This is a genomic window from Microbacterium sp. dk485, from assembly GCF_004570445.1.
GTDB classification, from domain to species: domain Bacteria; phylum Actinomycetota; class Actinomycetes; order Actinomycetales; family Microbacteriaceae; genus Microbacterium; species Microbacterium wangchenii.
Genome location: NZ_SPQW01000002.1, coordinates 622,877 through 649,005 on the forward strand (window position 1 = coordinate 622,877; position 26,129 = coordinate 649,005).

The following is a 26,129-nucleotide window of genomic DNA, read 5'->3' on the forward strand; positions in this document are numbered from 1 at the left end:
TGCTCACGGGCCGTCGAGGAACTCCCGGACGTCCCGGTAGTACCGCCGCCGCAGCGTCGTGCCCAGGTGGCCCGTGCGCGGATACAGCACCAGTTGCGCGTCCGGGATGCCTTCGGCCGTGCGGCGGAACAGCTCCGCGGAGTAGTACCGATCGCGTTCGGCTCCCACGATCAGCGTGCGGGCGGTGATCTCGCCCAACCGGTCGGTGACGTCGAACGTGTCCTCGGCGTCGACGACGGCGAGGAGGTCGGGACCGGAGCGGCCGAAGACGGTGTGCCCCATGAGCCAGCCCACCGCGCCGAACACGGCGGCACCCCACGACCCGGCGGCCATTGCGCCGATGCCGGCGGCGCCCGCCTGCCGCGGCCTGCCGGCGCGCACGGCGGCGCCGAGGCGGCGTTGCACACGGCGCCCCTCATCGCTCAGCCGGCACGCCGAGGCGGCCACGACGAGACGCCGGACCAGCTCGGGATGGTCCACGGCGAGCTGCAGCGCGACGCTGCCGCCGGTGGACAGCCCGATGACGTCCACCGGAGGCGACAGCTGGGCGCGGATCACGTCGGCGCCGTCCTGCGCGATGCGGGCGATCGTGGTGGGAGGGGTGAGGTCCCTGCGCCGGTTCATCCAGATCAGCTCGCGGCCCCGGGTCAGTGGCGCCAGCAGCTGCCGCTGCATCCACATGTCCGCACCTGAGGGGAGGTCAGGCGTTCCGGAGAGCCCGGGGAAGAACACCGTCTGCGCGCCGGCGCCGAGGCGGAAGTACGCCAGTCCCGGCGGCCATTCGCCCCGCGCGGTGAGGGCGGGTCTCGTCACGGGTGCGGGTCACTCCTCGACAGGCTCGATCAGCTCAGGGCCGTTGTTGCGGACGTTTCCCACGGCTTTGGACACGACGTGGTCCTCGAGGGTCTCGGCGATCGCCGGGGCGGCGTCGATGGCGGCGTCCAGCACGTCACGCACGTTCTCGGTGGAGGGGTCGAGCCACGCGTCGGCATGGTCGGGGTCCATGAACAGCGGCATCCGGTCGTGGATCGAACCCAGGCGCCCGATGGAGTCGCGGGTGAGGATCGTGAAGCTCAGCAGCCAGCGGTCCGGGTCGTCGTCCGGGACGGCGGGGTTCTTCCACCACTCGTACAGCCCGGCGAAGAACATGGGGCTGCCCGCGGCGGGGTGGATGAAGTGCGGGACCTTCCCTGAATCGGTCGCCTTCCATTCGTAATAGCCGGTCGCAGGGATCACGGCCCGGCGCTTGTGCAGCGCGCGGCGGAACATCGACTTGTCTTCGAGCTCTTCGCTGCGCGCGTTGAACGCCCGCGCGCCGATCTTGGGATCTTTCGCCCAGCTCGGCACGAGCCCCCACCGTGCCGGCTCCAGGCGACGAGTGGGCGGGTCGGTCTTGGCCGAGTCGAGGACGATCGCCACGGAAGCGGTGGGGGCGATGTTGTACGAGGGCTCGGGCAGATCCTCCGCCGCCGCATCCACGCGCAGCACGCCCACGAGCTCGGAACCGACGTTGGCAACGACGAATCGACCGCACATGCGTCAACGGTACGCGAGACCGCCGACCTCAGGCGTGCGGGTCGGTGGAGACGATCCCCACGGCCTCCAGCCGCTCCAGCAGACCTGCCCCGTCGGACTCGGTGACCCACGGAACGTTGGCGGCGGAGTGGTCGTCGACCACCGTGCGGCCACCGGCGAGCACCGCCTCCGTCGGCGAGAGCCGGCGGATCGCCACCGCGGCGACGTGGCCGGGATGCTCGATGGCGAACTTCGTGTAGATCTGATCGTCGTGCTGGCCGTCGTCGCCGACCAGGAGCCAGCGGATGCGGGGGAATTCTGCCGCCAGGCGCTGGAGGTTGCTCGCCTTGTGGTCCTGTCCGCTGCGGAACCAGCGGTCGTGCGTGGGCCCCCAGTCGGTGAGCAGGATGGACCCGGGCGGGAAGAGGTGTCGGCGGAGGAAGCGGATGAGGGTGGGCGCGACGTTCCATGCCCCCGTCGAGAGGTACAGGACGGGTGTGCCGGGGTTCTCGCGCGTGAGCCGCTCCAGCAGGACCGCCATTCCCGGCACCGGCTGGCGGGCGTGCTCGTCGACGACGAAGGAGTTCCACGCCGCCAGCAGCGGCCGGGGCAGAGCGGTGACCATGACGGTGTCGTCGACGTCGGAGACGACACCGAAACGCACGTCGGAGGCGACGATGAACACGCGCGTCTCGACGGGCTCGCTGCCCTCCACCGACATGGTCACGGTCTGCCAGCCGGGATCGAGGCGCGCAGGGATCACCGTGTCGATGACGCCGCCGCGATCGGCGACCACGTCGTGAACGGCGCCCTCCACAGCGATCCGCACCTGCGCATACCCGACCGGGACGGCGACGAAGCTGCGCCATCCGCGCACGCTGGCGTACTCCCCGGAGGCGTCCTTGCGCATCGGCGGGGCGATGAGGACCCGCCCGACCACGCGCACCCAGTCCTCCCCGCCGTAGCCCGGGAAGCCGGTCACCTGGGGTCGGAGGCCCCTCGCGCGCGCTCGGCGTTCGCGCCAGGAGTGCACGCGCCGTTCGAGACGGGCGAGCCAGAGGACCTTGGTGCGTTCGGGCGGGGAGGAGGACATCCCCCCTAGCTTTCCACGTCCTCGGACTCCGACGCGTCCAGGTGTCGTCGCTCGAGGCGTTCGATGACCTTCTTCCCGACGTAGACGAGCACGAGGAAGGCCACGAGCACGCCGACGAAGATGTAGCCCGCGGAGTGCAGCGTGTCGGCGAGCTCGCGGTACGTTCCGGCAGCCAGAGCGGCGACGGAGATGTACAGCGACGACCAGATCAGGCATGCCGGGGCGGTCCACGCGAGGAATCGCCGGTAGCTGTAGCCGCTCATCCCCACCGTGAGCGGCACGAGGGAATGCAGCACCGGCAGGAACCGCGACAGGAAGATCGCGGGGCCGCCGCGGCGCCGCAGATAGCGCTCCGACCGCTCCCAATTGCGTTCCCCGATGCGCCTGCCCAGCCGGGAGCTCCGAATGCGGGGACCGAGGAACCGGCCGAGGGCGAAGCCGATGCTCTCGCCGATGAGCGCTCCCACGAGGACGGCCACACCCAGCGCGACGGCCTCGACGACCGACGACACCGCCGTCGCGGCGACGATGACGATCGTGTCGCCGGGGACGACCAGGCCCACCAGGACGCTGGTCTCCAGCAGGATCGCCAGGCCGGCGACGAGCGTGCGCAGGACGGGGTCCACCGATTGCACCACGTCGAGCACGCCGGTGAGGATCTCGTTCACGGGAGAGAGCCTAGAGCTGCTCACCCCCTCTAGCCTGAGAGCGTGCTTCCGCCGACTTCCGCCGCGCCCCTCCCACGGTGGGTCGACCCCGCGGCCGCGTTCGCCGCTCTCGCCGCCGGCCGCTCCCACGTGTTCTGGCTCGATGCCGGTCCGGACGCGCAAGCGGGGTGGAGCTGGGTGGGTGCCGGTGAGCCCGAAGACGATCCGGCCAGGGTGCGAGCGGTGGACGCGACGCAGCATCCGGAGCAGTCGCCGGCCGGCCCGTTCCTCGGCGGCTGGGTCGGCTGGGTGGGATATGAGGCCGGAGCAGGGGCGGCCGGCGCCCCCGTCCGCGGCCGCGGTGACGGGATCCCCGACGAGATGTGGGTTCGGACGGACGAGCTGATCGCGTTCGACCACGCTGCCCGGCAGGTGTGGGTCGTGTCGGAATCGGGCCGCGGGCACGAGGTGGCAGAGCGGCTGCTGGCGGCGCCGCCGGTCGCGGCGCCCGGGGCGGCGGATGAGGCGCGCGCCACCGCGCGGCATGCCCCGGCGGAGTACGCCGCGCTGATCGAGCGCTGCCGCGACGCCATCCGCGAAGGCGACGCCTACCAGCTGTGCCTGACGACGCGTTTCGAGATCGCGGGGGAGTTCGACCCGCTCACCGTCTACGACCGCCTGCGCCGGGCGGCGCCCTCCCACCACGGCGGCCTCCTCCGGTTCGGGGACGTCGCGCTGGTCAGCGCGACCCCGGAGCGGTTCCTGGAACTGGCGGAGGGGACACTGCGCACGCATCCGATCAAGGGGACACGGCGGCGGGGCGCGGATGCATCGGCGGATGCGGCGCTCGTGGACGATCTGCGGAGCGATCCGAAGGAGCGCGCCGAGAACGTCATGATCGTGGACCTGATGCGCAACGACCTCTCGCGCGTGTGCGATGCGGCCAGCGTCACGGTCGAACGGCTGCTGGAGGTGGAGACGTATCCGACGGTGCACCAGCTGGTCAGCACGATCGCCGGAACGCTGGATCCGGGAACGACCGTCGGTGACGTCCTGGCGGCGACGTTCCCGGCCGGCAGCATGACGGGGGCGCCGAAGCTGTCGGCCATGTCGATCCTCCACGAGCTGGAGGGCGGGCCGCGCGGCGTCTTCGCCGGATGCTTCGGGTGGATCGGGAGCGACGGGTCGGGGGACCTCGCGATGGTGATCCGCAGCATCCTCACCCGCCCCGGCGGAGCGTACGTCGGCGCCGGCGGCGGCATCACGTGGCGCTCCCAGGCCGAGGCCGAGGTCGCGGAGGTGGCGCTGAAGGCGCGGGCCCCCCTGGCCGCGCTGGGCGCGGGGCTGCCTCCCGGCTGGTGAGGACGGCGGTCCGGTAACGTTGACAGAGCGCCTTCGGCGTGAAACCCGACGTTCCAGATTGGCTTCTCCGTGTCCCGAACCACGACCCCCCCGACCGCTGCCGAGAGCGGCGGATTCGACCCGCACGCGATCCAGCGGAAGTGGCAGGACCTCTGGGCCGAGCACGACCCGTTCCGTGCCGGCGGCGAGGAGGATTCCCGTCCGCGCAAGTACGTCCTGGCGATGTTCCCCTACCCCTCGGGCGACCTGCACATGGGCCACGCCGAGAACTACCTCTACTCCGACATCGTCGCGCGGTTCTGGCGTCACCGCGGCTACAACGTCCTGAATCCCATCGGGTGGGACTCCTTCGGGCTGCCGGCCGAGAACGCCGCCATCCAGCGCGGCGCCGACCCGGTGAAGTGGACGTACGCGAACATCGCCCAGCAGAAGGCGAGCCTGCACGACTACGGCGTCTCCTTCGACTGGAGCCGCGTGCTGCACACCAGCGACCCCGAGTACTACCGCTGGAACCAGTGGCTGTTCCTGAAGCTGTACGAGCGGAGGCTGGCGTACCGCAAGGAGAGCCCGGTCAACTGGTGCCCGTTCGATCAGACCGTGCTCGCCAACGAGCAGGTCGTCGACGGTCGCTGCGAGCGCTGCGGCAACGAGGTCGTGAAGAAGAAGCTCACACAGTGGTACCTCAAGATCACCGACTACGCCGACCGCCTGCTGGACGACCTGAACCAGCTGGAGGGCTTCTGGCCGCAGAAGGTCATCCAGATGCAGCGCAACTGGATCGGCCGCTCGGTCGGCGCCGACATCGACTTCGAGATCGAAGGCCGCCCGGGCTGCGTGACGGTGTTCTCCACGCGCCCCGACACGCTGTACGGCGCAACGTTCTTCGTCGTCGCCCCCGACTCCGACCTGGCCGCCGAGCTGGTGGCGGACGCCTCGCCGGAGGCCCGCATGCGCTTCCAGGGCTATCTGGACGGCGTGCGCAAGACCACCGACATCGACCGCCAGTCCAGCGACCGGCCCAAGACCGGTGTCTTCCTCGAGCGCTACGCGATCAACCCGGTCAACGGCGCGCGGCTGCCGATCTGGGCGGCGGACTACGTGCTGGCCGACTACGGGCACGGAGCGGTCATGGCCGTTCCGGCGCACGACCAGCGCGACCTGGACTTCGCCCGCGCGTTCGATCTGCCCGTGACCGTCGTGGTCGACACGACGGCGCCGGTGACGGGTGCGATCCCGGTCATCGAGGTGGACGAGGACGGTGTGCCCATCGATCCGCTCGGAGGGCAGCTGGATGAGGTCCACCCCGCCCGCACGGGCGTCGCTCTCACCGGCGAGGGCCGGATGATCAACTCCGGGCCGCTGGACGGGCTCTCCAAGCGCACGGCGATCGCGCGGGTCATCGACATCCTCCAGTCGACGGGCCGCGGCCGCGCCGCCAAGACGTATCGGCTCCGCGACTGGCTGATCTCGCGCCAGCGGTTCTGGGGCACGCCGATCCCGATGATCCACACCGACGACGGCCGCATCATGCCCGTCCCCGAGGACCAGCTTCCCGTGCGCCTGCCCGACGTCGAAGGGCTCGACCTGACGCCCAAGGGCACCTCGCCGCTGGGCGCGGCGACAGGATGGGTCGAAACCGTCGACCCGGAGACCGGCGCACCCGCCCGGCGCGACCCCGACACGATGGACACGTTCGTGGACTCCTCGTGGTACTACATGCGCTTCCTCTCTCCGGGCGATGAGACCCAGCCCTTCTCCAGCCGCGAGGCGGACAAGTGGGGGCCGGTCGACTTCTACATCGGCGGCGTCGAGCACGCGATCCTGCACCTGCTGTACGCGCGGTTCGTGACCAAGGCGATGTTCGACATGGGCATGGTGGAGTTCACCGAGCCGTTCTCGAACCTCATCAACCAGGGCATGGTCATCCTGGGCGGCACGAAGATGTCCAAGAGCAAGGGCAATCTGGTGCTGTTCCAGGAGGAGCTGGACACCCACGGCGCCGACGCGCTGCGCGTCGCGCTGGCCTTCGCGGGGCCGGTGGAGGACGACAAGGACTGGGACGACGTCTCCACGACCGGAGCGGCGAAGTTCCTCGCCCGGGCGATGCGCGTCGCGCACGACGTCGACAGCAGCCCCGACGTGGTGTGGGCGGAGGGCGATGCGGCGCTGCGCCGCGTGACCCACCGTCTGCTCGCCGACGCGCCGGGACTGGTCGAGCAGACCAAGTTCAACGTCGTCGTCGCGCGACTGATGGAGCTGGTCAACGCCACGCGCAAGGCCATCGACTCCGGACCGGGCGCGAGCGATCCGGCCGTGCGGGAGGCGGCGGAGGTGACGGCCATGGTGCTGGATCTGTTCGCACCGCACACCGCAGAGGAGATGTGGGCCGTGCTCGGCTACGAGCCGTTCGTCGGTCTCGTGACGTGGCGCTCGCCCGACCCGACACTGCTGGTGGAAGAGACGGTCACGACCGTGGTCCAGGTCGACGGGAAGGTGCGTGCCACTCTCGAGGTGCCCGCCCGCATCGACGCCGACGCGCTGGAGGCGCTGGCCCGCGGCGACGTCAAGGTCCAGCGTGCTCTCGGTGACCGTGAGGTCGCCCGTGTCGTCGTGCGCGCGCCGAAGGTCGTCAGCTTCTCCACGAAGTGATCTGCTCGCGACCCTGAGCGCGGTCGAGGCCGCGCTCAGGGGGCGGCGACACCGGGGATCTGCTCTCCGGAGAGCTCCTCGACGACGCGGACGGCAAGAGACCAGTACTTCGCATAGTGCTGGGGGTCTCGGTTGATCTGCGTGCGATGGGCGACGAGGGTCGGTTCGGTCTGCTGCCGCTCGGGCTCGGGGACCTTCTCGAGCATGGCGGCATAGAAGAGGGTCGCGGCGGTGTACGGGTCGAGGCGCTGCTCGCGAGTGCCCCAGCCGTCCTGCTGCTGGAACAGGCCGATCGACGTCGTGCGCGATCCATCGGGGTTGGTCACGCCGCTGGTCTCCCAATCGCCGTAGGCGATGTTGCGCAGTGACGACTCGCCCATCGCAGTCATCACGGCGATGGCCTGATCGCGCCGCGACAACCCGAGATCACCGCCCGCAGCCATGATGGTTGCCGCATTGCCGAGCTGGTCGGCGTCGTACGCCGGCGGGGGCGCCACCGGGGGCGGGGGGGCGGAGAAGCCACCGATCTCGTCTCGGTTCTGCGCCGCGTCCTCGAAGGTCTGGACGGCCGTGCCGATCAGGGCGGCGACGCCGGCGAGCAGCACGACGCCGGCGGCGGTGAGCACCGAGGTCACCGCGATCCGCACGCGGCGGGCACGCCTCGCCCGTGCTGCACGGGTGCCTCGGCGCCGCGTGCGCACGCGTGTACGCCGGCGCGGCGTGCGCGTGCCCGTGCGCTTCCGTGCCGCGGTTGAGGAGGTACCACTCGCGCGCGTCACTCCCGGATTCTCGCACGGCTCGCCGAAGGCCTCTCCTCCCCAGTCGCCATCGCAGGCACCACGATCCACGGACGGCTCGACCCGCCGCCCTCCGCGCTCCGCCGCGCCCTAGCGTGACGCGCGTGGAGTCGGGACATGAGCGGGGCCGGGCCCGCCGGCGGCTGGGCGTGGGAGCGGCCATCGTCCTGGTGCTGGCGGTGTTCGCCGTGACCGTCGGCATCGGCATCGTCCGGGGCTCCTCCGGCGCGGCCGAGACCGTGCCGCTGGCCTCCGCGGCGCCGTCCGCGCCGTCGGCCTCGGCGGTCGTGTACGTCCATGTCGCCGGGGCCGTCGCCGCGCCCGGGCTGTACGCGCTGGAGCCGGCCGCGCGGGCCGTTGACGCGATCGCGGCTGCGGGTGGCTTCGCGCCCGACGCCGACCGCGGCGCCGTCAACCTCGCGCGCGCGGTGCAGGACGGCGAGCAGCTCCTCGTCCCCGTCGTGGGTGCGGTGCCGGACCCGGCAGCGGCGTCACCGGGCGATCCGGTCGTCGACCTGAACACCGCGGATGCGGCGGCGTTGGAGGAGCTCCCCGGGATCGGGCCTGCGCTGGCCGACCGCATCCTGACGTGGCGGGAGGAGAACGGGCGGTTCGCGAGCGTCGAGGACCTTCTGGCCGTGCCCGGGATCGGGGAGAAGCTCCTGGCGGGCCTGCGTGAGCAGGTGCGGGTGTGAACGCGCGGCGCGGCGCGCGCGTGGTGCCGGTGGCGGCGACCGCGTGGGCGGCCGCGGCGTTCGCGGTCCTCGCCCCGCCGTGGGCGGGCTGGGCGGCGGTCGCCCTGTGTGCCGGCGCGGCGACGGTGATCAGCGGGATGCTGGTGACCACCCGGCCACGCGCGGGGTGGGGCGTCGTGGCGGTGTGCCTTGCCGTCGGCGGCGCGGTGTGCGCGCACGTCGGGGTCGTGGAGCCTTCGCGTGCGGAGGCGCGTTCAGTCGCGGAACCGGGGCGCGCGGTCGTGGTGGAGGCCGTCGTGACGGGCCGGCTCGATCCGTCCTCGTCCGGAGACGTGTGGTTCGACGCGACCGCCCACACCATCCGCGCCGGCGCCGAGGCCGTCTCCAGCGCGGTCGTGGTCCGCGTGGGGGTGCGGGCGGCCGATGCGGCGTCTCTGGCGGGCGTCGACCTGGGCGCACGAGTCCGGGTGCCCGGCGTCCCGCTTCCGCCCGAGGCGGGGGAGCGGGAGGTGGCCGTCATCCGTGCATCGGCTCCCGTGGAGGTGGTGCACCCGCCCGCGGGGATCTTGGCACCGCTCGCCCAGCTGCGCCGCGGCCTGGCGGATGCGGCTGCACGTCTTCCGCCCCCGGGGGCGGCGCTGATCCCCGGTCTGGCCCTCGGCGACACCGCGGCGGTGAACGCCACGCTGGAGGAGTCGATGCGCAGCGCCGCGCTGACGCATCTGACGGCCGTCTCCGGCGCCAACTGCGCCATCGTGGTCGGGCTGGCATTCGGCATCGCAGCACTGTGCGGGGCTCGCCGGGGGGTGCGCGCGGCCGCGGGCCTCGGCGCGCTCGCCCTGTTCGTCCTGCTCGTGACCCCCGAACCCAGTGTCGTGCGCGCCGGTGCGATGGCCTCGATCGCGATGCTCGCGATGGCGCTGGGTCGCGCGGGGTCGGGCCTGGCGGTCCTGAGCGTCGCCGTGGCCGTGCTGCTGATGCTCGACCCGTGGCTCGCCCTCACGTGGGGTTTCGCCCTCTCGGCGACCGCCACCGCCTCGCTGCTCGTGCTCGCCGGCCCCCTCGCCGCCGTTCTGGGTCGGTGGATGCCGCGGATGCTCGCGCTGGCCATCGCCGTTCCGCTCGCGGCGCAGCTGGCGTGCGGGCCGCTCCTGATCGTGCTCGATCCGCACGTGGCGCTCCTGGGTGTGCCGGCCAACATGCTCGCCGGGCCGGCCGCGCCGCTGGCGACGGTCACCGGGCTCCTCGCGTGTCTGGCGGCGCCGCTGCCGGTGGTGCGGGACGGCCTGGTGGCGATCGCGTGGGTTCCCGCGGCGTGGATCGCCGGCATCGCCGAGACGGTCGCCGCGCTCCCCGCGCAGCGGCTGCCCTGGCTGGAGGGGGTTCCCGGGGCCGTAGCGCTGGGCATCGTGTGCGCCGCACTGATCGCGGCGCTCTTGATGCCTGCGGGCATGCGTGGACGCCGGATGCTGCGCGGGGCGAGCATCGCGGTGCTCACGGCGACGGCGGGATGGGGCGCGGCGCAGGCGGCGCTGGTGAGCGTGGCCGCGCCGTGGACGGTTCCGGCCGCATGGCAGATCGCGATGTGCGATGTGGGGCAGGGGGATGCCGTGCTGGTGCGCTCGGAGTCGTCCGTGGCGCTGATCGACACCGGGCCCGCCCCCGACCTCCTCCAGCAGTGCCTGGACCGGTTCGGTATCGACCGGCTCGATCTGCTCGTGCTCACGCACTTCGACGCCGACCACGCCGGGGGAGTGGAGGCCGTCATGGGGCGGGTGGCCCGCGTGTGGCATGGCCCGCCCGACACCGACGGCGCCCGCGCATTGGCCCGGCTGGAGGCGGCCGGAGCCGAGCACCACCAGGCACTCGCGGGCGACGCCGTCCCGCTGGGCGCCGCCACCGTGCGTGCGCTGTGGCCGGCCGCATCCGTGCGTGAGGCGGGAAACGACGCGAGCATCGCGATCGATGTGCGGGGAGGCGGTCTGCCGGCGACGGTGCTGCTGGGCGACCTCTCGGCCGAACCGCAGGCGCGCATGCGGGCGAGTGCATCTTCGCAGGACTACGCCGTGGTGAAGGTCGCCCACCACGGCAGCGCCGACCAGGACCCCGCTCTCTACGACGCGATCGACGCCGAGCTCGCCCTCATCCCGGTCGGCCGCGACAACGATTACGGGCATCCGCGGGCCAGCCTCCTGACCCTGCTGCGCACCGGCGGCACGCGGGTGGCGCGCACCGACGTCGATGGGACCGTCGCGGTGTGGCGGCAGGACGATGCGCTGCGGCTGTGGCGGGAACGCGGCGTCGCACCCGGTCATTAGGCTGGTCGCATGGCTTCGACATCCCGGCGCGGCGCGCCTGCGAAAGCGCGCTCGGCGATCCCTCAGGTGTCGTGGCGCGATCCGCAGCCCGCGTCGATCGTGCTGATCTCGGGGCCCGAGGAGATCTGCGCCGAGCGGGCGACGGCCGGCATCCGCGAATATCTGAAGGCGGAGGATCCCAGTCTCGAGGTCACCGACCTGCGCGCAGACGACTACGCGCCCGGAACCCTGCTGGCCGTCACGTCGCCGTCGCTGTTCGGTGAACCGCGGCTGGTCCGCGTGTCGGGCGTGGAGCGGTGCTCCGACGCGTTCCTGGCCGAGGCCGTGGGCTACCTCGCGCAGCCCCAGGAGGGGGCCACCGTCATCCTGCGGCACACCGGGGCGAGCGTGCGGGGCAAGAAGCTCCTCGACGCCATCCGCGCCGGCGAGGGCGGCGGCATCGAGATCGCCTGCCCGGCGATCAAACGCGACTCCGACCGCTACGACTTCGCTGCGGGGGAGTTCTCCGCTGCACGCAAGCGGATCGCCCCCACGGCGCTGCGCGCTCTGGTATCGGCATTCGCCGACGACCTCACCGAACTCGGCTCCGCGTGCCAGCAGCTCATCGCCGACGTCCCCGGCGACATCGACGACCGGATCGTCGAGCGGTACTACGGCGGGCGCGTGGAGACCTCGGCCTTCACCGTCGCCGATTTCGCGATCGCCGGACGGTATGGGGACGCCCTGCTGGCGCTGCGGCACGCGCTGGCGTCGGGCTCGGACCCGGTGCCCCTCGTCGCGGCCGTGGCATCCAAACTCCGCACGATGGCCCGCGTCGCCGGGAGCCGAGAACCCTCGCGGGCCCTCGCCGCGCGCCTGGGCATGAAGGACTGGCAAGTCGACCGCGCGCGGCGCGATCTCGTCGGGTGGTCGCAGGTGACCCTCGGCATGGCGATCCACGCCACCGCGCGGGCGGATGCGGAGGTCAAGGGCGCCTCGCGCGATCCGGTGTTCGCGCTGGAGCGCATGATCACCGTGATCGCCACGCGCGCGCCGTTCGCCGCCTGAGCGTTCGCGGCGGGCCTTCGCGGTTCGCTGCGCCCGGGCACGACGAAGGCCCGTCCCGCGAACGGGACGGGCCTTCGACAGGGTCTTAAAGGGCTGCGACCTGCTTGGCGATGGCCGACTTGCGGTTCGCCGCCTGGTTCTCGTGGATGACGCCCTTGCTCACGGCCTTGTCGAGCTTCTTGGTCGCCGTGACCAGTGCCTTCTGCGCGGCGGCCTTGTCGCCGGCGGCGATGGCCTCGCGCGTACGACGCACTTCGGTCCTCAGCTCGCTCTTGACGGCCTTGTTGCGCGCACGCGCCTTCTCGTTGGTCTTGTTGCGCTTGATCTGCGACTTGATATTCGCCACGTTCGACGGTCTTTCGTTCGGAGTGATCTGGTCAATGCCGCGAGACAAGAGAGGGGTGTCGCACGGCGGTCGTGAGGGTGGGAACCCACACGCAAGCCAATCACCGAGTCTATCAGTCTTGGTCGATGGTCGTGATCGCCAGGTTCAGCAGCGCGTTGAAGACCTCGGGTCGCATCGCCGAGACCAGGTGGGTGGTGCGCGGCACCACGATGAGCTCAGCATCGGGAGCGATCTTGCGGAACAGTCGCTCGTTGATCCGGAGCTGGTCGTACTGACCGTTGACGAACCACAGCGGCACGCGGATGCGGCGGAGGGCCGTGAGCAGGTCCAGTACCGACAGACTGGCCATCGCCGCATCCTGCGCGTCGAAGGCGTAGCCGCCGGCGCCGAAGTCCTCCCGGGTCTCGGCGGGGAGCGTCCTGCTCAGCATGTACTTCGTGATCCTGATGCCGCGGCCCGGCAGCGCGTCGAAGCCCCGCGCGATCATCCGGTAGGCGGACAGCCCCACGCCCCGTGGGATGGCGGTGCAGGACGCGGCGACCAGGCCCGCGACCGGCGGCGCGTCGGCGGCGCCGGCGTACTCGATGCACAGGAGTCCGCCCATCGAGTGGCCCACCAGCAGGACGGGTCCGCGCTCGGCGGCCGCGCGGACGGCGGTGTCGATGGTGTCGAAGGCGCCCTCCAGGCTGAACGTCCCCCCGAGGCGGGATCCGTGCCCCGGGAGATCGACGGCCGTCACCGGCGTCCCGCGTTCCCGCAGGTATTCCACCTGTGCGCGCCACATCGTGGCCGACGTCCGGATGCCGTGCACGAGCACCACCTGGACCGTCATGTCCTCCAGCCTAACGACGCCTCCCACGCGCCCCGAAAGTGCATCAAGACGGCGAGAGTGCCCCGAATCCGGTGCACTCTCGCCGAGTCGATGCACTCTCGCTATGAGGGTCAGGCGCGCCGCAGGGCGAACGCCAAACCGCCGGCGACAAGGAGGAACGCGCCGAGGAGGGCGATACCGAGCGGCGGCTGGGAGCCGGTGACCGCCAGCGCCCCGCGCGGCACCACCGACAGGCCGACGCTGATCGGATCAAGGCCTGCGGACGTGATCACGAGGCGGTGCGCGCCGAGGTCGAAATCGGACGGGATCGCGACGGCGAAGGACGTGCGCCCCGCGGCGTCGGCGGCGGGGATGCCCGTGACCGCGATCGGGTCGCTGAACACCGTCGCGGCGACCTGCTGTCCCGGGGTCAGACCCGACATCGCGACGGTGAGGGTACCGCCCTGCTCGACCCGCCCTCCGTTGCTCAGGACGACGTCGGCCCAGTCGCCGCCGCTCTGCTCGCCCGGCTCCGGCGGGGCGCCACCCGGGTTCACCGGAGCAGGCGGCGTCCCTGTGCCCGGCTCTACAGGCTCACCCGGCTCACCGGGTTCTCCCGGCTCACCAGGCACGTCCGACGTCGCCACGGCGCGCCCCAGCGGCGACGGGTCGACCAGGTCGAACGCCTCGAAGAAGGCCAGCGTCGCGTCCAGGTCGACCTGACCGGTGTCGGCGCGGTCGGTTCCCTCGGCGAAGGTGAGGAAGCCGTCGCCCCCGTTCGCGAGGAACGAATTCGTGACGACTGTGAAGCTGTCGGTCGGGGCGATCGGCGCACCCTGGTAGGACATCGACACGACGCGTCCTGTGCGCGGGTCGTCCGGGTCCTGGACGTACTCGTAGGCGAAGCCCTCCGACACGCCCAGATGCAGCTTCGGGCGATCGCCCTCCGCCTTCCACTGCTGCTGCAGGATCTCCTCGATCTGCGCGCCGGTGAGCGTCACGGTCACGAGGGTGTTGGCGAACGGCTGGACGAGCGCCGCCTCCTTGTACGTCACGATGCCGTCCTCGCCTCGCAGCAGATCGGCCCGCAGCCCGCCCGGGTTCATGAGGGCGATCTGGGCCGGCGTCCCGGCGAAGGCGGGATTCTCGCTCGTGGCCCACAGGTAGACGTCGGCGACCCAGTTGCCCATCGACGACTCCACGCCGCGGTCGTTGCCCGGAGGCGTCCCGCCGCGGAGGATGTCGCCGCTGATGCGGCCGATGGGCTCGGCGCCGATGACATCCGCCTCGGCGACGTACGCGTCCACGCGGGCTGCGATGTCGGCGTCGGCGGTGTACGCGCCCTTCAGCGGGAACGTCGTCGCGGCGATCGAGACGAGTCGGTCCGCCTGCTCGTCGTAGGCGATCTGCAGCCTGCCCATCGCCTTGCCGTACTCCGACGCCTGGACGACGGGGCGGGTCTGACCTGGGGCGCCGTCGACGGGGACGTCGCACGCGTAGGTCTGGTGCGTGTGCGCCGAGACGATGGCGTCGATGTCGGGCGACACCCCGCCCGCCAGGGCGCCGAAGCCGGCGCGGTCGGCCGCGAGTGCCGCGCAGTCGCCGGATGTGGCGGCGCCCGAGTGGGTCAGCAGGACGATGACATCCGCCGCATCCGCCGCCGTGAGCTCGGCGGCGACGCGGTCGGCGGCCTCCCGCTGGTCGCCAAAGTCGACGTCGGTGACACCGGCGGGATCGACCATGCCCGAGGTGTCCTCGGTCACGGTGCCGATGAAGGCCACCGCCACGCCGTCGACGTCCTGAATGACGTACTCCGCCAGGACGGGGTTCTTCGTGCCCTTCGCATACACGTTGGCGCCGAGGCCGAACGCCGCGCCCGCGGCGCGCTGCGCGGGCGTCACGGCGGCGGGGTCGGTGTTGCCGCCGAAGCGGGGGAGCACGCGGTCGACGAGGTCGTCGAATCCGCGGTCGAACTCGTGGTTGCCCACGGCGCTCACGTCCAGTCCTGCGGCCACCAACGTGTCGATGGTCGGCGCATCCTGCTGGATCAGCGACGTGAAGGTGGATGCTCCGATGTTGTCGCCGGCCGACACGAACAGCGTGTTCGGGTTCGCTGCCTCGTGCGCCCGCACCGCTCCGGCGATGACGGCGGCACCGGCTTCGTCCCCCGACGGGTTGGCCTCGAGGCGGCCGTGGAAGTCGTTGATCGTGAGGACGTCGATCTGCGTGGGCGCTGCGGTTCCGGCAGCCAGGCCCACGGTGATCGGGTCGTGGTCGCTCGAGCGGTAGGGGCCGGGCTGCTCGAACAGCGTCGGGAACGAGTTGTGCCGGCTGTACTCGAGGTACAGGGCCTCGCCGGAGTTGATCCCCCAGATGTCCGCGCCGGTGGCCCGCGCGACGGCGGCCTCGTTGAGGAGAACATGGTCCAGGGAGCCGGAGAGGGAGTCGAAGGAGTAGCTGGACTCGCCGAGGTCGAAGTGCGCCTCCGCGTCGACATAGCCGGCGTCGAAGAGCACCTGCAGCGGGTCCTCCTGACCGTAGGAGTTGAAGTCCCCGACGAGGACCACCGACTCCGTGTCGCCCTGGATCGTGTCGACCCATGCCGTGAGCGCTCCGGCCTGCGCGACGCGCGTGGCGTTGGACGCGCCCTGCCCGTTGCTGTTCTCCTCCTGATCGCCCGGAGCATCGGTGGCAGGGGACCCCTTGGACTTGAAGTGGTTCACCACGACGAGCACGTCCTCGCCGCCCGCTGCCGGGGCGAACACCTGCGCGATCGGCTCGCGCGCCTGCTCGAACGGCTGTCCCGGCGCGGATGCGGTGCCCAGCGCCTGCGCCGTGCCCTGCGGGGTGACGAGGGCGGGCTGGTAGATGATCGCGTTGGTGATGACGTCCTGCAGCGCGATGTCCGGAAGCTGCGCCGAGGATGGGACGGCGGCCCACTTGTCGCGCCCGGCGCCGGCGTTCAGCGCCGCGACGAGACTGGTCGTCGCCTCGTCGGCGGACTCGCCGAGCTTCGCGGAGTTCTCGATCTCCATGAGGCCGACCACAGACGCGTCCAGCGCGTTGATCGCCGCGACGATCTTGCTCTGCTGGCGCTGGAAGTCCTCCTCCTCCCACGCGCCGCGCTGATCGCATCCGTCGCGCACGGTGACCGGATCGCCCGAGCGGTCGGAGAAGGCCCGGCACGTCGACGTCTGGTCGCCGAGGGTCGTGAAGTAGTTCAGGACGTTGAAGGAGGCGACGCTGATATCGCCGCCGACCGGCGCGGGCGCGTCGGTGCGGGTGTTCTCGAAGATGACCCCGTCCTGGCCCGAGCCGTCTCCCACGATGTGCCGGGTGGGCGTCAGACGCCATGCGTCGAAGCGGAAGTCGGCGATCACCGGCTCGCTGAACGTCACGCCCGCGCCGACGATGACCGGCTCGGCGGTGGAGAGGTAGGGCGGCGTGCTCGTGTTCGACGACGTTCCGAAGGTGCCGGACGCGCCGTCGTCCAGGAGCACGAGCCGCGCGGCGTTGTCGGCGGCGACGGCGGCGGCCTCCGCCGAGTCTGGACGCGCGGCATCCGTCGGCTGCCGCAGTGGCTCGCTGCCCGCCGCCAGCGCGACGTCGCCGAACCGGTTGATGCCGTACGTGTCGGTCACCGTGAACGTCTCCGGGGCGGGCAGCACGAGCATCGACTCGATGCTCTCGCGCGGTGCCGGCTCCGATGGCCACGGGGTGGTGATGGGAAGAGGCGGTTCGCCGTCGGCGATGACCTGTGCGCCGCCGGGGGAGACTCGCAACTGGGTGAGGCCCTGGAACTCGCCGGCCTCACCGGTCACGCGGACCGTCTGGCCCGGGGCGACCTCGCCGACGGCGCCCGGGGCGTACACGAAGATCGCGTCCGAGGCCGCGTGGGCCGGAAGATCCAGCGCGCCGCCTGTGCCAGGGGTCTGGATGACGTAGCCGTCGTACCCGCCGGTGGCGTAGTGCGCGGTGACGACGCCCTCGGTGGTGACGGTCCGGCCGGCCCAGGGCGTCGCGTCGACGGTGCCCTGGATGTCGGCGATCGGAACGGCGGTGGGGGCGCCCGCGGCGGACGCGGGGACGCCGAACGCCGCCGTGCCGAGAGTCAGGGCCGCGGCGAGCGCGGCGGACAGCAGCGCACGCCGCCTCCCCGTGCGCGTCGGACGGTGGGCAGGGACGAGGGGATGCGTCGTCACAGGATCTTCTTCCGAGAGGGAGTGCACGCGTTCGTTGCGATGCGCCCGCAGGTGGGGAAGGTCGGGGGGACCTGAGTCCGATCCTAGGGACGCCCTCCGACACGCGGTTTCGGCCCTGTGAACAACTCGTGGCGATCGGGCGACGATCCTTCTTCGTGCCTCGAAAGTGCATCACCTCGGCGAAAGTGCCTCGGATCCGGTGCACTCTCGCCGACTCGATGCACTCTCGGCGGGAGGGCCGGGAAACGACGCTGCCCGTTCCTCAGGCGCCGCCCCCGTAGAATCGACGGGACATGTCACCCCGTGCCCTGAAGCCTCTCGAGCCGTCTGCGACCCCTCCCGAGCTGATCCGCAACTTCTGCATCATCGCCCACATCGACCACGGCAAGTCGACGCTGGCCGATCGGATGCTGCAGATCACCGGTGTCGTCGCCGACCGCGACATGCGCGCCCAGTACCTGGACCGCATGGACATCGAGCGCGAGCGCGGCATCACGATCAAGAGCCAGGCCGTGCGCATGCCGTGGGCGTCCGAGTCCGGCACCTACGCCCTGAACATGATCGACACGCCCGGTCACGTCGACTTCACCTACGAGGTCAGTCGGTCCCTCGCCGCATGCGAGGGGGCGATCCTGCTCGTCGACGCTGCCCAGGGCATCGAGGCCCAGACCCTGGCGAACCTGTACCTGGCGCTGGAGAACGATCTGCACATCATCCCCGTGCTAAACAAGATCGACCTTCCCGCGGCGGACCCCGAGAAGTTCGCGGCAGAACTCGCCGGCCTCATCGGCGGCGAGCCGGAGGACGTGCTGCGGGTCAGCGGGAAGACCGGCCAGGGCGTGGAAGAGCTGCTGGACCGCATCGTGCGGGACATCCCCGCCCCCCAGGGCGACCCCGACGCGCCGACGCGCGCCATGATCTTCGACTCGGTGTACGACTCGTACCGCGGCGTCGTGACCTATGTGCGCATGATCGACGGCAAGCTCGAGCCGCGCGAGCGCATCCAGATGATGTCCACCCGCGCGACGCACGAGCTGCTCGAGATCGGCGTGTCGAGTCCCGAGCCGGTGCCCAGCAGGGGCCTCGGCGTCGGCGAGGTGGGCTACCTCATCACGGGCGTGAAGGACGTGCGGCTGTCCAAGGTCGGCGACACCATCACGACCGCGCGCAAGCCGGCGTCCGAGGCGCTCCCCGGCTACACCGACCCCAAGCCGATGGTGTTCTCCGGGATCTACCCGATCGACGGCAGCGACTACGGCGACCTCCGCGAGGCGTTGGACAAGCTGAAGTTGTCGGATGCGTCGCTCCAGTACGAACCGGAGACCTCAGTCGCGCTCGGCTTCGGGTTCCGCTGCGGCTTCCTGGGTCTCCTGCACCTGGAGATCATCACCGAGCGGCTGTCCCGTGAGTTTGATCTCGACCTCATCACCACCGCACCGTCGGTGACGTACGAGGTCACGACCGACACCGGCGAGACGATCTCGGTGACCAACCCCAGCGAGTATCCGGATGGGCGCGTCGCAGAGGTGTCCGAGCCCATCGTCAAGGTCGGCATCCTCCTGCCCAAGGACTACGTGGGCACCGTGATGGAACTGTGCCAGTCGCGCCGCGGCTCGCTGCTCGGCATGGATTACCTCAGCGAGGACCGCGTGGAGCTGCGGTACATCATGCCGCTCGGCGAGATCGTCTTCGATTTCTTCGACCACCTGAAGAGCCGGACGCAGGGGTACGCGAGTCTCGACTACGAACCGGCCGGCCAGCAGACGGCCGACCTCGTGAAGGTCGACATCCTGCTTCAGGGCGAAGCGGTCGACGCGTTCTCCTCGATCGTGCACCGTGAGAAGGCCTACGCGTACGGCACGATGATGACCGAGCGCCTGCGCAAGCTCATTCCACGGCAGCAGTTCGAGGTCCCGATCCAGGCCGCGATCGGTGCGCGCATCATCGCCCGTGAGAACATCCGGGCGATCCGCAAAGACGTTCTGGCCAAGTGCTACGGCGGCGACATCACCCGCAAGCGCAAGCTCCTCGAGAAGCAGAAAGAGGGCAAGAAGCGCATGAAGATGGTCGGTCGCGTCGAGGTGCCGCAGGAGGCGTTCATCGCCGCGCTCTCCGGCGACGTCGAAGGCAAGCAGAAGTAGCGACGCTCACCCGGCCCGGAAGAGGCCGATGAGATCGGCGACCGCGTCGCGGTCGCCCGCTATGACGACCTGCTCGGTGGCCTCGGCGGACGCGAGCGGCGTGCTGCCGAAGAGCAGTTCGCTCCACGCCGTCGCGTCGGCGCGGACGGATGTGGGGGCGCCGGACGCGGGGAGGCCCGGGGTGACGGTGAGACGCCCATCGGCGGAGGTGACGGCGTAGCCGAACGACGGCGAATCGGTGACGCGCTCGTCGTAGAGCACGAGGGCGAGGGGAGCGACGGACGCGGACGTGGCGGGGGCCATCGTCCGCATCGCGAGCACGACGCCGTCCGGGGTCATCCCACCCTCGGTCTGGGGCTCGGGCCCGCTCGTGTACCACCGGCCGAGCGATTCGAGCACCGGTTCCAGGCCGCGTCCCCAGTCGGTGGCCCGGTAGATCCGGGTGCGCCCGAGATCGGGGAGCACGACCTTCTCGATCACGCCCGATCCGGTGAGCGCACGCAGCCGCTCGGTGAGGACGCTCGGGGTGATGCCGCGCACCGAGGCGAGCAGGTCGGCGAACCGCTTGGGGCTGAGCATCACCTCGCGGGCGATGATCAACGACCAGCGGTCGCCCACGATGTCGAGCGCGTTGGCCGCGCGACAGGCGTCGCCGTGCTCGGCGTAGGTGTGCTTGATCGGCACGTCGGCCTGCCCTCCCGAGATGTCGTCGCAATCTTTACACGACTGGACGATAGGTTTATCGTACGTCGCATGGACGCACCCCGCACACCACTGCCCCCCATCGTCGACGGCGAGGAGTGGGACCGCCGTCGCGCCGTCCTGCTCGCACGCGAGAAGGCGCACACTCGCGAGGGCGACGCGATCGCCGCGGAGCGCCGAAGGCTCCCGATGACGGAGATCGACCCGGTGACCCTGAGGGGACCGAGCGGAGAGATTTCGCTCCTGGACATCTTCGACGGCCGCGACGAACTCGTCGTCTACAAGCACATGTGGTTCGACGGACAGCCGTTCGAGGGGCAGTGCGAGGGGTGCACGATCAGCATCTGGGACTTCCGGGATGCGGTCTACCTCCGCAAGGCCGGGGTGTCGTTCGCCGTCTTCACGGAGGGCCCGTACGAAGAGGTCGCACCGTTCCGGGAGTTCATGGGCTACGTGCATCCCTGGTACTCCACGCGCGGCATCAGCGACCCGGCGATCGCCGGCGGGGGAATGATCGCGTGCTACCTGCGGGACGGTGACCGCGTCTTCCTCACGTACGAGACGTACGGGCGCGGTGTCGAGACGATCATGAGCTCGCTGCACCTGCTGGACCTGACCCCCTACGGGCGCCGCGAGGAGTGGGAGGACTCCCCGGAGGGGTGGCCCGTCTCACCGCACTCGTTCTGGCGCAGCGAGGGGCGGCCGACGGCGCAGTGGACGCGGCCGGGAGTCACGCCCGTGCACAGCCACGAGCACGCCCACGTGCATCCCTGACGCCGCGGCCGGAGCGCTCGCAGACATCACGCGGCAACGCGAAGTAGCCTGGAAGGCATGCGCCGCGGGACTTTTCGAGACGAGACGGTGGACTACGCCGCCGTGGGGGGCACGCAGGCCCCCGACCTCCTCCAGTACCCGCCCGAGCGCTCGATCCCGGCCGAGGAGAGCTGGCGGATCGGCAGCGGCGAAGACCGCTTCACCACCGCGAGCGAGGCGCTGCTGTCGTGGGCGGCGCAGCGGGAGGGCGGGCTCACGATCACCGATGTGCGGCCGGCCCCCGGGCCCATGTACACCGGGGTCGGGTACGACGCCGAGGGCAATCCGATCGCGCCCAGCCGCCTGGAATCCGAGCAGCGGTTCGACGCCGAGGGCATGCCGTTCGTGGCACCGGGGACGACCGTCCGCCTGCACGGACGCGTGCGGCGCCTGCGCGCCGACGCGGAGCTGCGGGTGATCTCCGTCGTCGAGGAGCCCCGCCGGGTCGGGTTCATCCTCGGCACCGTGGGGGATTCCGTCGTGAGCGGCGAGGAGTTCTTCCTGGTGGAGTGGCGCGACAACGACGAGGTGTGGTTCACCGTGCGCGCCTTCGATGCACCCGCCGCGCTGATCTACCGTCTTTATCCGCGTCTCGTCCGCCACCGCCGGCGCGAGCTCTTCCAGCGTTACCTGCGGGCGATCTCGCCGCTGTACGCCACGTCGTCCTGATGGGCGCCGCCCTTCCTCTCGGCGACCCGGCGCCCGCCGACGGCGCGCTTCCGGCCGACCTCCACACGGATGCCGGCGCCGACTTCGGCGTCTACCTGCACGTGCCGTTCTGCCGCGTGCGGTGCGGGTACTGCGACTTCAACACCTACACGTCCTCCGAACTGCGCGGTGCTCGGCAGGACCAGTACGCCGACACGCTGCTGCGCGAGGTCGCCCTGTCGGTCGGCGTCATGGCGGCCGCGGGACCGCTGCGCGCCGCATCCACCGTCTTCCTCGGCGGCGGCACACCCACGCTCCTTCCCGCCGGCGACCTCGCGCGCATGCTCGACGGCGTGCGCGGCGCGTTCGGCTTCGTGCCGGGGGCCGAAGTGACGGTGGAGGCCAACCCTGACACCGTGACGGATGCGGTGGCCGCCGAATTGGCCGCGGCCGGGGTGACCCGCATGTCGATCGGCATGCAGTCCACCCGCCCGCACGTGCTGGCGGCGCTGGATCGCACGCACGATCCGGCCAACGTCCGCACGGCCGTCGCCGCCGCCCGCCGCGCAGGACTGGACGTCAGCGTCGACCTCATCTACGGCACGCCGGGGGAGTCGCTGGAGGACTGGCGCGCCTCGCTGGAGGAGGCGATCTCGCTCGAGCCCGACCATCTGTCCGCCTACGCGCTGATCGTGGAGGACGGCACGAAGCTGGCCCGTCAGATCCGCCGCGGGGAGTTGGCCGAGCCCGACGATGACCTCGAGGCCGACATGTACGAGCTGGCCGACGACCTGCTCGGCGCGGCCGGCCTGGAATGGTACGAGGTCTCCAACTGGGCACGTGGGCCCGAGCACCGCTCCCGTCACAACCTCGCGTACTGGCGCGGCGCCGACTGGTGGGGCTACGGTCCGGGCGCGCACAGTCATGTCTCCGGCCTGCGGTGGTGGAACGTGCGTCATCCCGCCGCGTACGCCGCCCGGCTCGCGCAGGGCACGTCGCCGGCGGCGGGGCGGGAACGGCCGGATGCGGCATCCCGGCGCCTGGAAGAGGTCTTGCTGCGCTCGCGCATCCGGGAGGGCTACCCGGTCGCGGAACTGCTCGGCGAGGGGCGGCACGCCGTGGCCGGTCTCGTCGCCGACGGCCTCGTCGAGGGCGCCGACGCGGTGCGCGGTCACGTCGTGCTCACGCGGCGGGGTCGCCTGCTCGCCGATGCCGTGGTGCGCACCCTCACGCAGTGAGCCTCGGCGGCCGTTCGGACTTCTCCGCTAGAATTGGCACTCAGAGTGTAAGAGTGCCAGTCGGTGGAGAGGAGTGCCATGGTCACCGAACGCGGGCTCCAAGTGCTGCGGGCCATCGTGCAGGACTTCGTCGACACGAGGGAACCGGTCGGCAGCAAGGCGATCGTGGAGCGGCACGCGTTCGGCGTGTCGGCGGCCACCATCCGCAACGACATGGCGCTGCTGGAGGACGAGGAGCTCATCATCGCTCCGCACACCTCCTCCGGGCGCGTACCCACCGACAAGGGCTACCGCGTCTTCGTCGATCACCTGGCCGAGTTGCGTCCGCTCTCCGGGGCACAGCGCTCGGCGATCGCCTCCTTCCTCGACGACTCCGGCGACCTCGACGACCTGCTCGGACGCACGGTCCGGGCCCTCACCCGGCTCACGGGCCAGGTCGCCATGGTGCAGTACCCCTCGTTCGCCACGGCGAACGTCACCCACGTCGAGCTCGTGAGCCTCGGCGGTGGCCGCATGCTCGTGGTCGTCGTGACCGACACCGGACGCGTGACGCAGCGGATGGCCTTCTCCCGCGAAGAGCCCACCGACGCCGACCTCGCGCAGCTGCGCAGCCGCATCGGCGGTCTCGTCGTGGGGCATTCCGTGCGGGATGCGTCGGAGCGACTTGCCACGATCCTCAGCGGCGGCGCGACCCCTGCCGGCGGCGTCGATGCGATGGCGCAGCCGATCCTGCGGGTCCTGGCCGAGGAGCTGGAGGAATTCCGGCAGGATCGCCTCGTCATGGCCGGTGCCGCCACGCTCGCGCGCCGCGAATCCGACTTCCGGGGCAGCATCTACCCGCTCCTGGAGGCGATCGAGGAGCAGGTGACGCTGCTGCGCCTGATGAGCGAGATGGTCGCCGACGATCAGGGCCTGTCGGCGAGTATCGGACGTGAGAACGAGCCGTTCGGCCTGACCGAGGCATCCGTCCTCGTGAGCGATTACGACGCACCCGCCAGCGGCGCCCGCGTCGGGCTGCTCGGTCCCACCCGGATGGACTACCCCTCCAACCTCGCGGCGGTCCGTGCCGTCGCGCACTATCTGACCCGGATGCTCGAAGAGGACGAGAACGGCCGCTGAGGCGCATCCGGTCTCCGAACGATCCCGCTGAGAGCGGGCAGGAAGGCGACTGTGGCTGACCATTACGAGGTCCTCGGCGTCGCGCGCGACGCGGCACCCGACGAGATCAAGCGCGCGTATCGGCGACTGGCACGCGAGCTGCACCCCGACGTCAACCCCGGTGAGGATGCGGCGGAGCGCTTCAAGCTCGTCACGCACGCGTACGACGTGCTGAGCGACCCGGATCAGCGCCGCCGGTACGACATGGGCGGCGACTCGAATCCGTTCGCCGGCGCGGGTGGGGCCGCGGGATTCGGTGGCTTCAGCGACATCTTCGAGACCTTCTTCGGCGGTGCCGGCGGCGGCGGACGCGCCGGCCGGCCCCGGTCGCGGCGCGAACGGGGTCAGGATGCGCTCGTGCGGGTCAACCTGGATCTCGGCGACGTCGTCTTCGGCACGCACCGCGACCTGGAGGTCGACACCGCCGTGCTGTGCGAGACGTGTCAGGGTTCGTGCTGCCAGCCCGGCACATCCGAGGTCACGTGCGACATCTGCCACGGCAGCGGGAACGTGCAGCGCACCGTGCGGAGCCTCCTCGGCAACGTCGTCACCTCGCAGCCGTGCACCACGTGCCAGGGCTACGGGACGACCATCCCGTACCCGTGCGCGACCTGCCAGGGTCAGGGGCGTGTGCGGGCGCGCCGCACCGTGTCGGTGGACATCCCCGCCGGCGTGGAGACGGGGCTGCGCCTTCAGCTTCCCGGCTCCGGCGAGGTGGGCCCTGCGGGAGGGCCCAACGGCGACCTGTACCTGGAGATCCATGTCGCCGCCCACGACGTGTTCAGCCGCGAGGGCGACGACCTGCTCGCCACGCTGGAGGTGTCGATGCCCGACGCCATCCTGGGCACCGAGACGACGATCGAGGCGCTGGACGGCGAAGTGCAGCTGGAGCTGCGTCCCGGCGTGCAGTCCGGTGATGTGCTGACCATCAAGGGCCGCGGCATCACCCCGCTGCGCGGGACGCAGCGCGGCGACCTGAGGGTCGGCGTGCACGTCGTGACCCCCACGCGCCTGGACGGCAAGGAGCGTGCCCTCATCGAAGAGTTCGCCCGCCGGACGAAGGCGCCCGGGCCGCGCCTCGCGGAATTCCACCAGGGCCTGTTCGCCAAGCTGCGCGACCGGTTCCGGAACAGCTGACCCGTGGCGCTGCACTTCCTCGCCGACGCCGCCGCCGATGCACAGCCGGGCGATGACGTCGTGCTCACCGGAACCGAGGCGCACCACGCCGCGAACGTCCGGCGTCTGCGTGCGGGGGAGACGGTGACGGTGGGCGACGGCCGCGGTGTGTGGCTGGAGGGCGCGGCGGCGCACGTGTCGGCGCGCGAAGTCGTGGTGCGCGTGGCCACACGCACGACGGTCGACGCCCCCACGCCGCGGCTGATCCTCGTGCAGGCTCTGGCCAAGGGCGACCGGGACGAGCTCGCGGTGCAGGCTGCCACCGAGCTGGGCGTGGACGGCATCATCCCGTGGCAGGCGGAGCGCAGCGTGTCGCGCTGGGACGGCAAGGTCGACAAGGCCCTCGCCCGCTGGCGCACCATCGTGCGGGAGGCGGCCAAGCAGGCTCACCGCGCGTGGCTGCCCGACGTGGAGGGACCTGTCGACACCGCCGGTCTCACGCGGATGCTGCCGGGGGTGCGGATGCTGGTGCTCGAGCCGTCGGCGACGCGGCCGCTCGCAGCCCTGGACCTGGGGGCGGATCCGCGCGACGTCGCCCTCGTGGTCGGGCCCGAGGGTGGTGTATCGCCCGATGAGCTGTCGGCGCTGTCGACGGCGGGGGCGGAGCCGGTGCGCCTGGGAACCACGGTGCTGCGCACCTCGACCGCCGGCGCGGCGGCGCTCTCGGTGGCCAACGTCGCCCTCCGCCGCTGGTGACTCCGCTCCCTCCCCACCGGCCGCTGAGCCGGTTGCGGGGGCTCGCCTCGTGGGGGTGGCCGGTGAATAGACTGG

At 71.4% G+C, this 26,129-nt stretch carries 21 protein-coding genes; 12 read left to right on the forward strand and 9 right to left on the reverse strand.

Translation table 11 applies throughout. From position 1 onward, the window contains the following. Positions 1-3: 3 nt before the first annotated feature. The 4 genes from E4V99_RS13745 to E4V99_RS13760 are packed head-to-tail and all read right to left on the reverse strand — an operon-like array spanning position 4 to position 3,276. The gene (locus E4V99_RS13745; RefSeq protein WP_135066800.1) at positions 4-813 is read right to left on the reverse strand and encodes an alpha/beta hydrolase; all 810 of its coding nucleotides are present in this window, start codon (positions 811-813) and stop codon (positions 4-6) included. A gap of 9 nt (positions 814-822) precedes the next feature. After that, positions 823-1,536: an SOS response-associated peptidase gene (locus E4V99_RS13750; protein WP_135117599.1), complete on the reverse strand. Its 714-nt coding sequence runs from the start codon at positions 1,534-1,536 to the stop codon at positions 823-825. Between the two features lie 28 nt (positions 1,537-1,564). Beyond that, positions 1,565-2,608: a phosphatase domain-containing protein gene (locus E4V99_RS13755; protein WP_135066794.1), complete on the reverse strand. Its 1,044-nt coding sequence runs from the start codon at positions 2,606-2,608 to the stop codon at positions 1,565-1,567. A gap of 5 nt (positions 2,609-2,613) precedes the next feature. Then, entirely contained in the window at positions 2,614-3,276 is a 663-nt protein-coding gene (locus E4V99_RS13760; protein WP_135066791.1) for a DedA family protein, read from the reverse strand. A gap of 42 nt (positions 3,277-3,318) precedes the next feature. Between E4V99_RS13760 and pabB the strand changes: the two genes are divergently transcribed. After that, positions 3,319-4,617 (forward strand): aminodeoxychorismate synthase component I, encoded by a 1,299-nt coding sequence (gene pabB / locus E4V99_RS13765; protein WP_135066788.1) that lies wholly within the window; start codon positions 3,319-3,321, stop codon positions 4,615-4,617. A gap of 69 nt (positions 4,618-4,686) precedes the next feature. Continuing rightward, entirely contained in the window at positions 4,687-7,266 is a 2,580-nt protein-coding gene (leuS, locus tag E4V99_RS13770) for a leucine--tRNA ligase (RefSeq protein WP_135117600.1), read from the forward strand. 35 nt (positions 7,267-7,301) lie between these two features. Here the strand turns inward: leuS and E4V99_RS13775 are convergent, their stop codons facing one another. Continuing rightward, positions 7,302-7,901, reverse strand: a complete 600-nt coding sequence (locus E4V99_RS13775; RefSeq protein ID WP_245233193.1) for a peptidase M23 — start codon at positions 7,899-7,901, stop codon at positions 7,302-7,304. A gap of 266 nt (positions 7,902-8,167) precedes the next feature. On the opposite strand from E4V99_RS13775, the gene E4V99_RS13780 reads away from it, so the two are divergent. Genes E4V99_RS13780 through holA form a run of 3 tightly spaced genes read left to right on the forward strand, consistent with a single transcriptional unit; the run spans position 8,168 to position 12,123 of the window. Then, positions 8,168-8,758, forward strand: a complete 591-nt coding sequence (locus tag E4V99_RS13780; RefSeq protein ID WP_240742648.1) for a ComEA family DNA-binding protein — start codon at positions 8,168-8,170, stop codon at positions 8,756-8,758. Continuing rightward, on the forward strand, positions 8,755-11,076 hold the full coding sequence (locus E4V99_RS13785; RefSeq protein ID WP_245233194.1) for a ComEC/Rec2 family competence protein: 2,322 nt from the start codon (positions 8,755-8,757) through the stop codon (positions 11,074-11,076). The genes E4V99_RS13780 and E4V99_RS13785 overlap by 4 nt, the downstream gene beginning before the upstream one ends. A gap of 9 nt (positions 11,077-11,085) precedes the next feature. Further along, entirely contained in the window at positions 11,086-12,123 is a 1,038-nt protein-coding gene (gene holA, locus E4V99_RS13790) for a DNA polymerase III subunit delta (protein WP_135117601.1), read from the forward strand. 85 nt (positions 12,124-12,208) lie between these two features. Here holA and rpsT read toward each other — a convergent pair whose 3' ends face one another. The 3 genes from rpsT to E4V99_RS13805 all read right to left on the reverse strand — a co-directional run bounded on the left by rpsT (position 12,209) and on the right by E4V99_RS13805 (position 17,482). Further along, the gene (gene rpsT / locus E4V99_RS13795) at positions 12,209-12,469 is read right to left on the reverse strand and encodes a 30S ribosomal protein S20 (RefSeq protein ID WP_135066779.1); all 261 of its coding nucleotides are present in this window, start codon (positions 12,467-12,469) and stop codon (positions 12,209-12,211) included. A 112-nt stretch (positions 12,470-12,581) separates the two neighbouring features. Then, a complete protein-coding gene (locus E4V99_RS13800) occupies positions 12,582-13,301 on the reverse strand; it encodes an alpha/beta hydrolase (RefSeq protein WP_135117602.1) in 720 nt (239 codons plus the stop codon). 110 nt (positions 13,302-13,411) lie between these two features. Next, a complete protein-coding gene (locus E4V99_RS13805) occupies positions 13,412-17,482 on the reverse strand; it encodes an ExeM/NucH family extracellular endonuclease (protein WP_245233195.1) in 4,071 nt (1,356 codons plus the stop codon). A gap of 293 nt (positions 17,483-17,775) precedes the next feature. Between E4V99_RS13805 and lepA the strand changes: the two genes are divergently transcribed. Beyond that, positions 17,776-19,623 carry a translation elongation factor 4 gene (lepA, locus tag E4V99_RS13810; RefSeq protein ID WP_135117604.1) on the forward strand — a complete coding sequence of 616 codons (1,848 nt, stop codon included), beginning with the start codon at positions 17,776-17,778 and terminating at the stop codon, positions 19,621-19,623. A 6-nt stretch (positions 19,624-19,629) separates the two neighbouring features. On the opposite strand, the gene E4V99_RS13815 is transcribed toward lepA, so the two are convergent. Next, on the reverse strand, positions 19,630-20,307 hold the full coding sequence (locus E4V99_RS13815) for a winged helix-turn-helix transcriptional regulator (protein ID WP_135066767.1): 678 nt from the start codon (positions 20,305-20,307) through the stop codon (positions 19,630-19,632). 69 nt (positions 20,308-20,376) lie between these two features. Here E4V99_RS13815 and E4V99_RS13820 point away from each other — a divergent pair, with 69 nt between their 5' ends. The 6 genes from E4V99_RS13820 to E4V99_RS13845 all read left to right on the forward strand — a co-directional run bounded on the left by E4V99_RS13820 (position 20,377) and on the right by E4V99_RS13845 (position 26,054). Beyond that, positions 20,377-21,099: a DUF899 family protein gene (locus E4V99_RS13820; RefSeq protein WP_135117605.1), complete on the forward strand. Its 723-nt coding sequence runs from the start codon at positions 20,377-20,379 to the stop codon at positions 21,097-21,099. Positions 21,100-21,156: 57 nt separating this feature from the next. Beyond that, entirely contained in the window at positions 21,157-21,807 is a 651-nt protein-coding gene (locus E4V99_RS13825) for a DUF1990 family protein (protein ID WP_135066761.1), read from the forward strand. Then, positions 21,807-23,024, forward strand: coding sequence for a radical SAM family heme chaperone HemW (gene hemW, locus E4V99_RS13830; protein WP_135066758.1), 1,218 nt, complete (start codon positions 21,807-21,809; stop codon positions 23,022-23,024). The genes E4V99_RS13825 and hemW overlap by 1 nt, the downstream gene beginning before the upstream one ends. A 78-nt stretch (positions 23,025-23,102) precedes the next feature. Then, complete coding sequence (hrcA, locus tag E4V99_RS13835; protein WP_135066755.1) at positions 23,103-24,143, forward strand: heat-inducible transcriptional repressor HrcA; 1,041 nt, start codon at positions 23,103-23,105, stop codon at positions 24,141-24,143. Between the two features lie 51 nt (positions 24,144-24,194). Continuing rightward, positions 24,195-25,319 carry a molecular chaperone DnaJ gene (gene dnaJ / locus E4V99_RS13840; RefSeq protein ID WP_135066752.1) on the forward strand — a complete coding sequence of 375 codons (1,125 nt, stop codon included), beginning with the start codon at positions 24,195-24,197 and terminating at the stop codon, positions 25,317-25,319. A gap of 3 nt (positions 25,320-25,322) precedes the next feature. Further along, positions 25,323-26,054, forward strand: a complete 732-nt coding sequence (locus tag E4V99_RS13845; RefSeq protein WP_135066749.1) for a 16S rRNA (uracil(1498)-N(3))-methyltransferase — start codon at positions 25,323-25,325, stop codon at positions 26,052-26,054. Positions 26,055-26,129: the final 75 nt, after the last annotated feature.

Excerpts from the sequence above, each read along its gene's own strand:
- E4V99_RS13750 (WP_135117599.1), bottom strand. The coding sequence starts at position 1,536 with ATGTGCGGTCGATTCGTCGTTGCCAACGTCGGTTCCGAGCTCGTGGGC.
- E4V99_RS13755 (WP_135066794.1), bottom strand. The coding sequence starts at position 2,608 with ATGTCCTCCTCCCCGCCCGAACGCACCAAGGTCCTCTGGCTCGCCCGT.
- holA (WP_135117601.1), top strand. The coding sequence starts at position 11,086 with ATGGCTTCGACATCCCGGCGCGGCGCGCCTGCGAAAGCGCGCTCGGCG.
- E4V99_RS13800 (WP_135117602.1), bottom strand. The coding sequence starts at position 13,301 with ATGACGGTCCAGGTGGTGCTCGTGCACGGCATCCGGACGTCGGCCACG.
- lepA (WP_135117604.1), top strand. The coding sequence starts at position 17,776 with ATGTCACCCCGTGCCCTGAAGCCTCTCGAGCCGTCTGCGACCCCTCCC.
- E4V99_RS13820 (WP_135117605.1), top strand. The coding sequence starts at position 20,377 with ATGGACGCACCCCGCACACCACTGCCCCCCATCGTCGACGGCGAGGAG.
- E4V99_RS13825 (WP_135066761.1), top strand. The coding sequence starts at position 21,157 with ATGCGCCGCGGGACTTTTCGAGACGAGACGGTGGACTACGCCGCCGTG.
- hemW (WP_135066758.1), top strand. The coding sequence starts at position 21,807 with ATGGGCGCCGCCCTTCCTCTCGGCGACCCGGCGCCCGCCGACGGCGCG.
- hrcA (WP_135066755.1), top strand. The coding sequence starts at position 23,103 with ATGGTCACCGAACGCGGGCTCCAAGTGCTGCGGGCCATCGTGCAGGAC.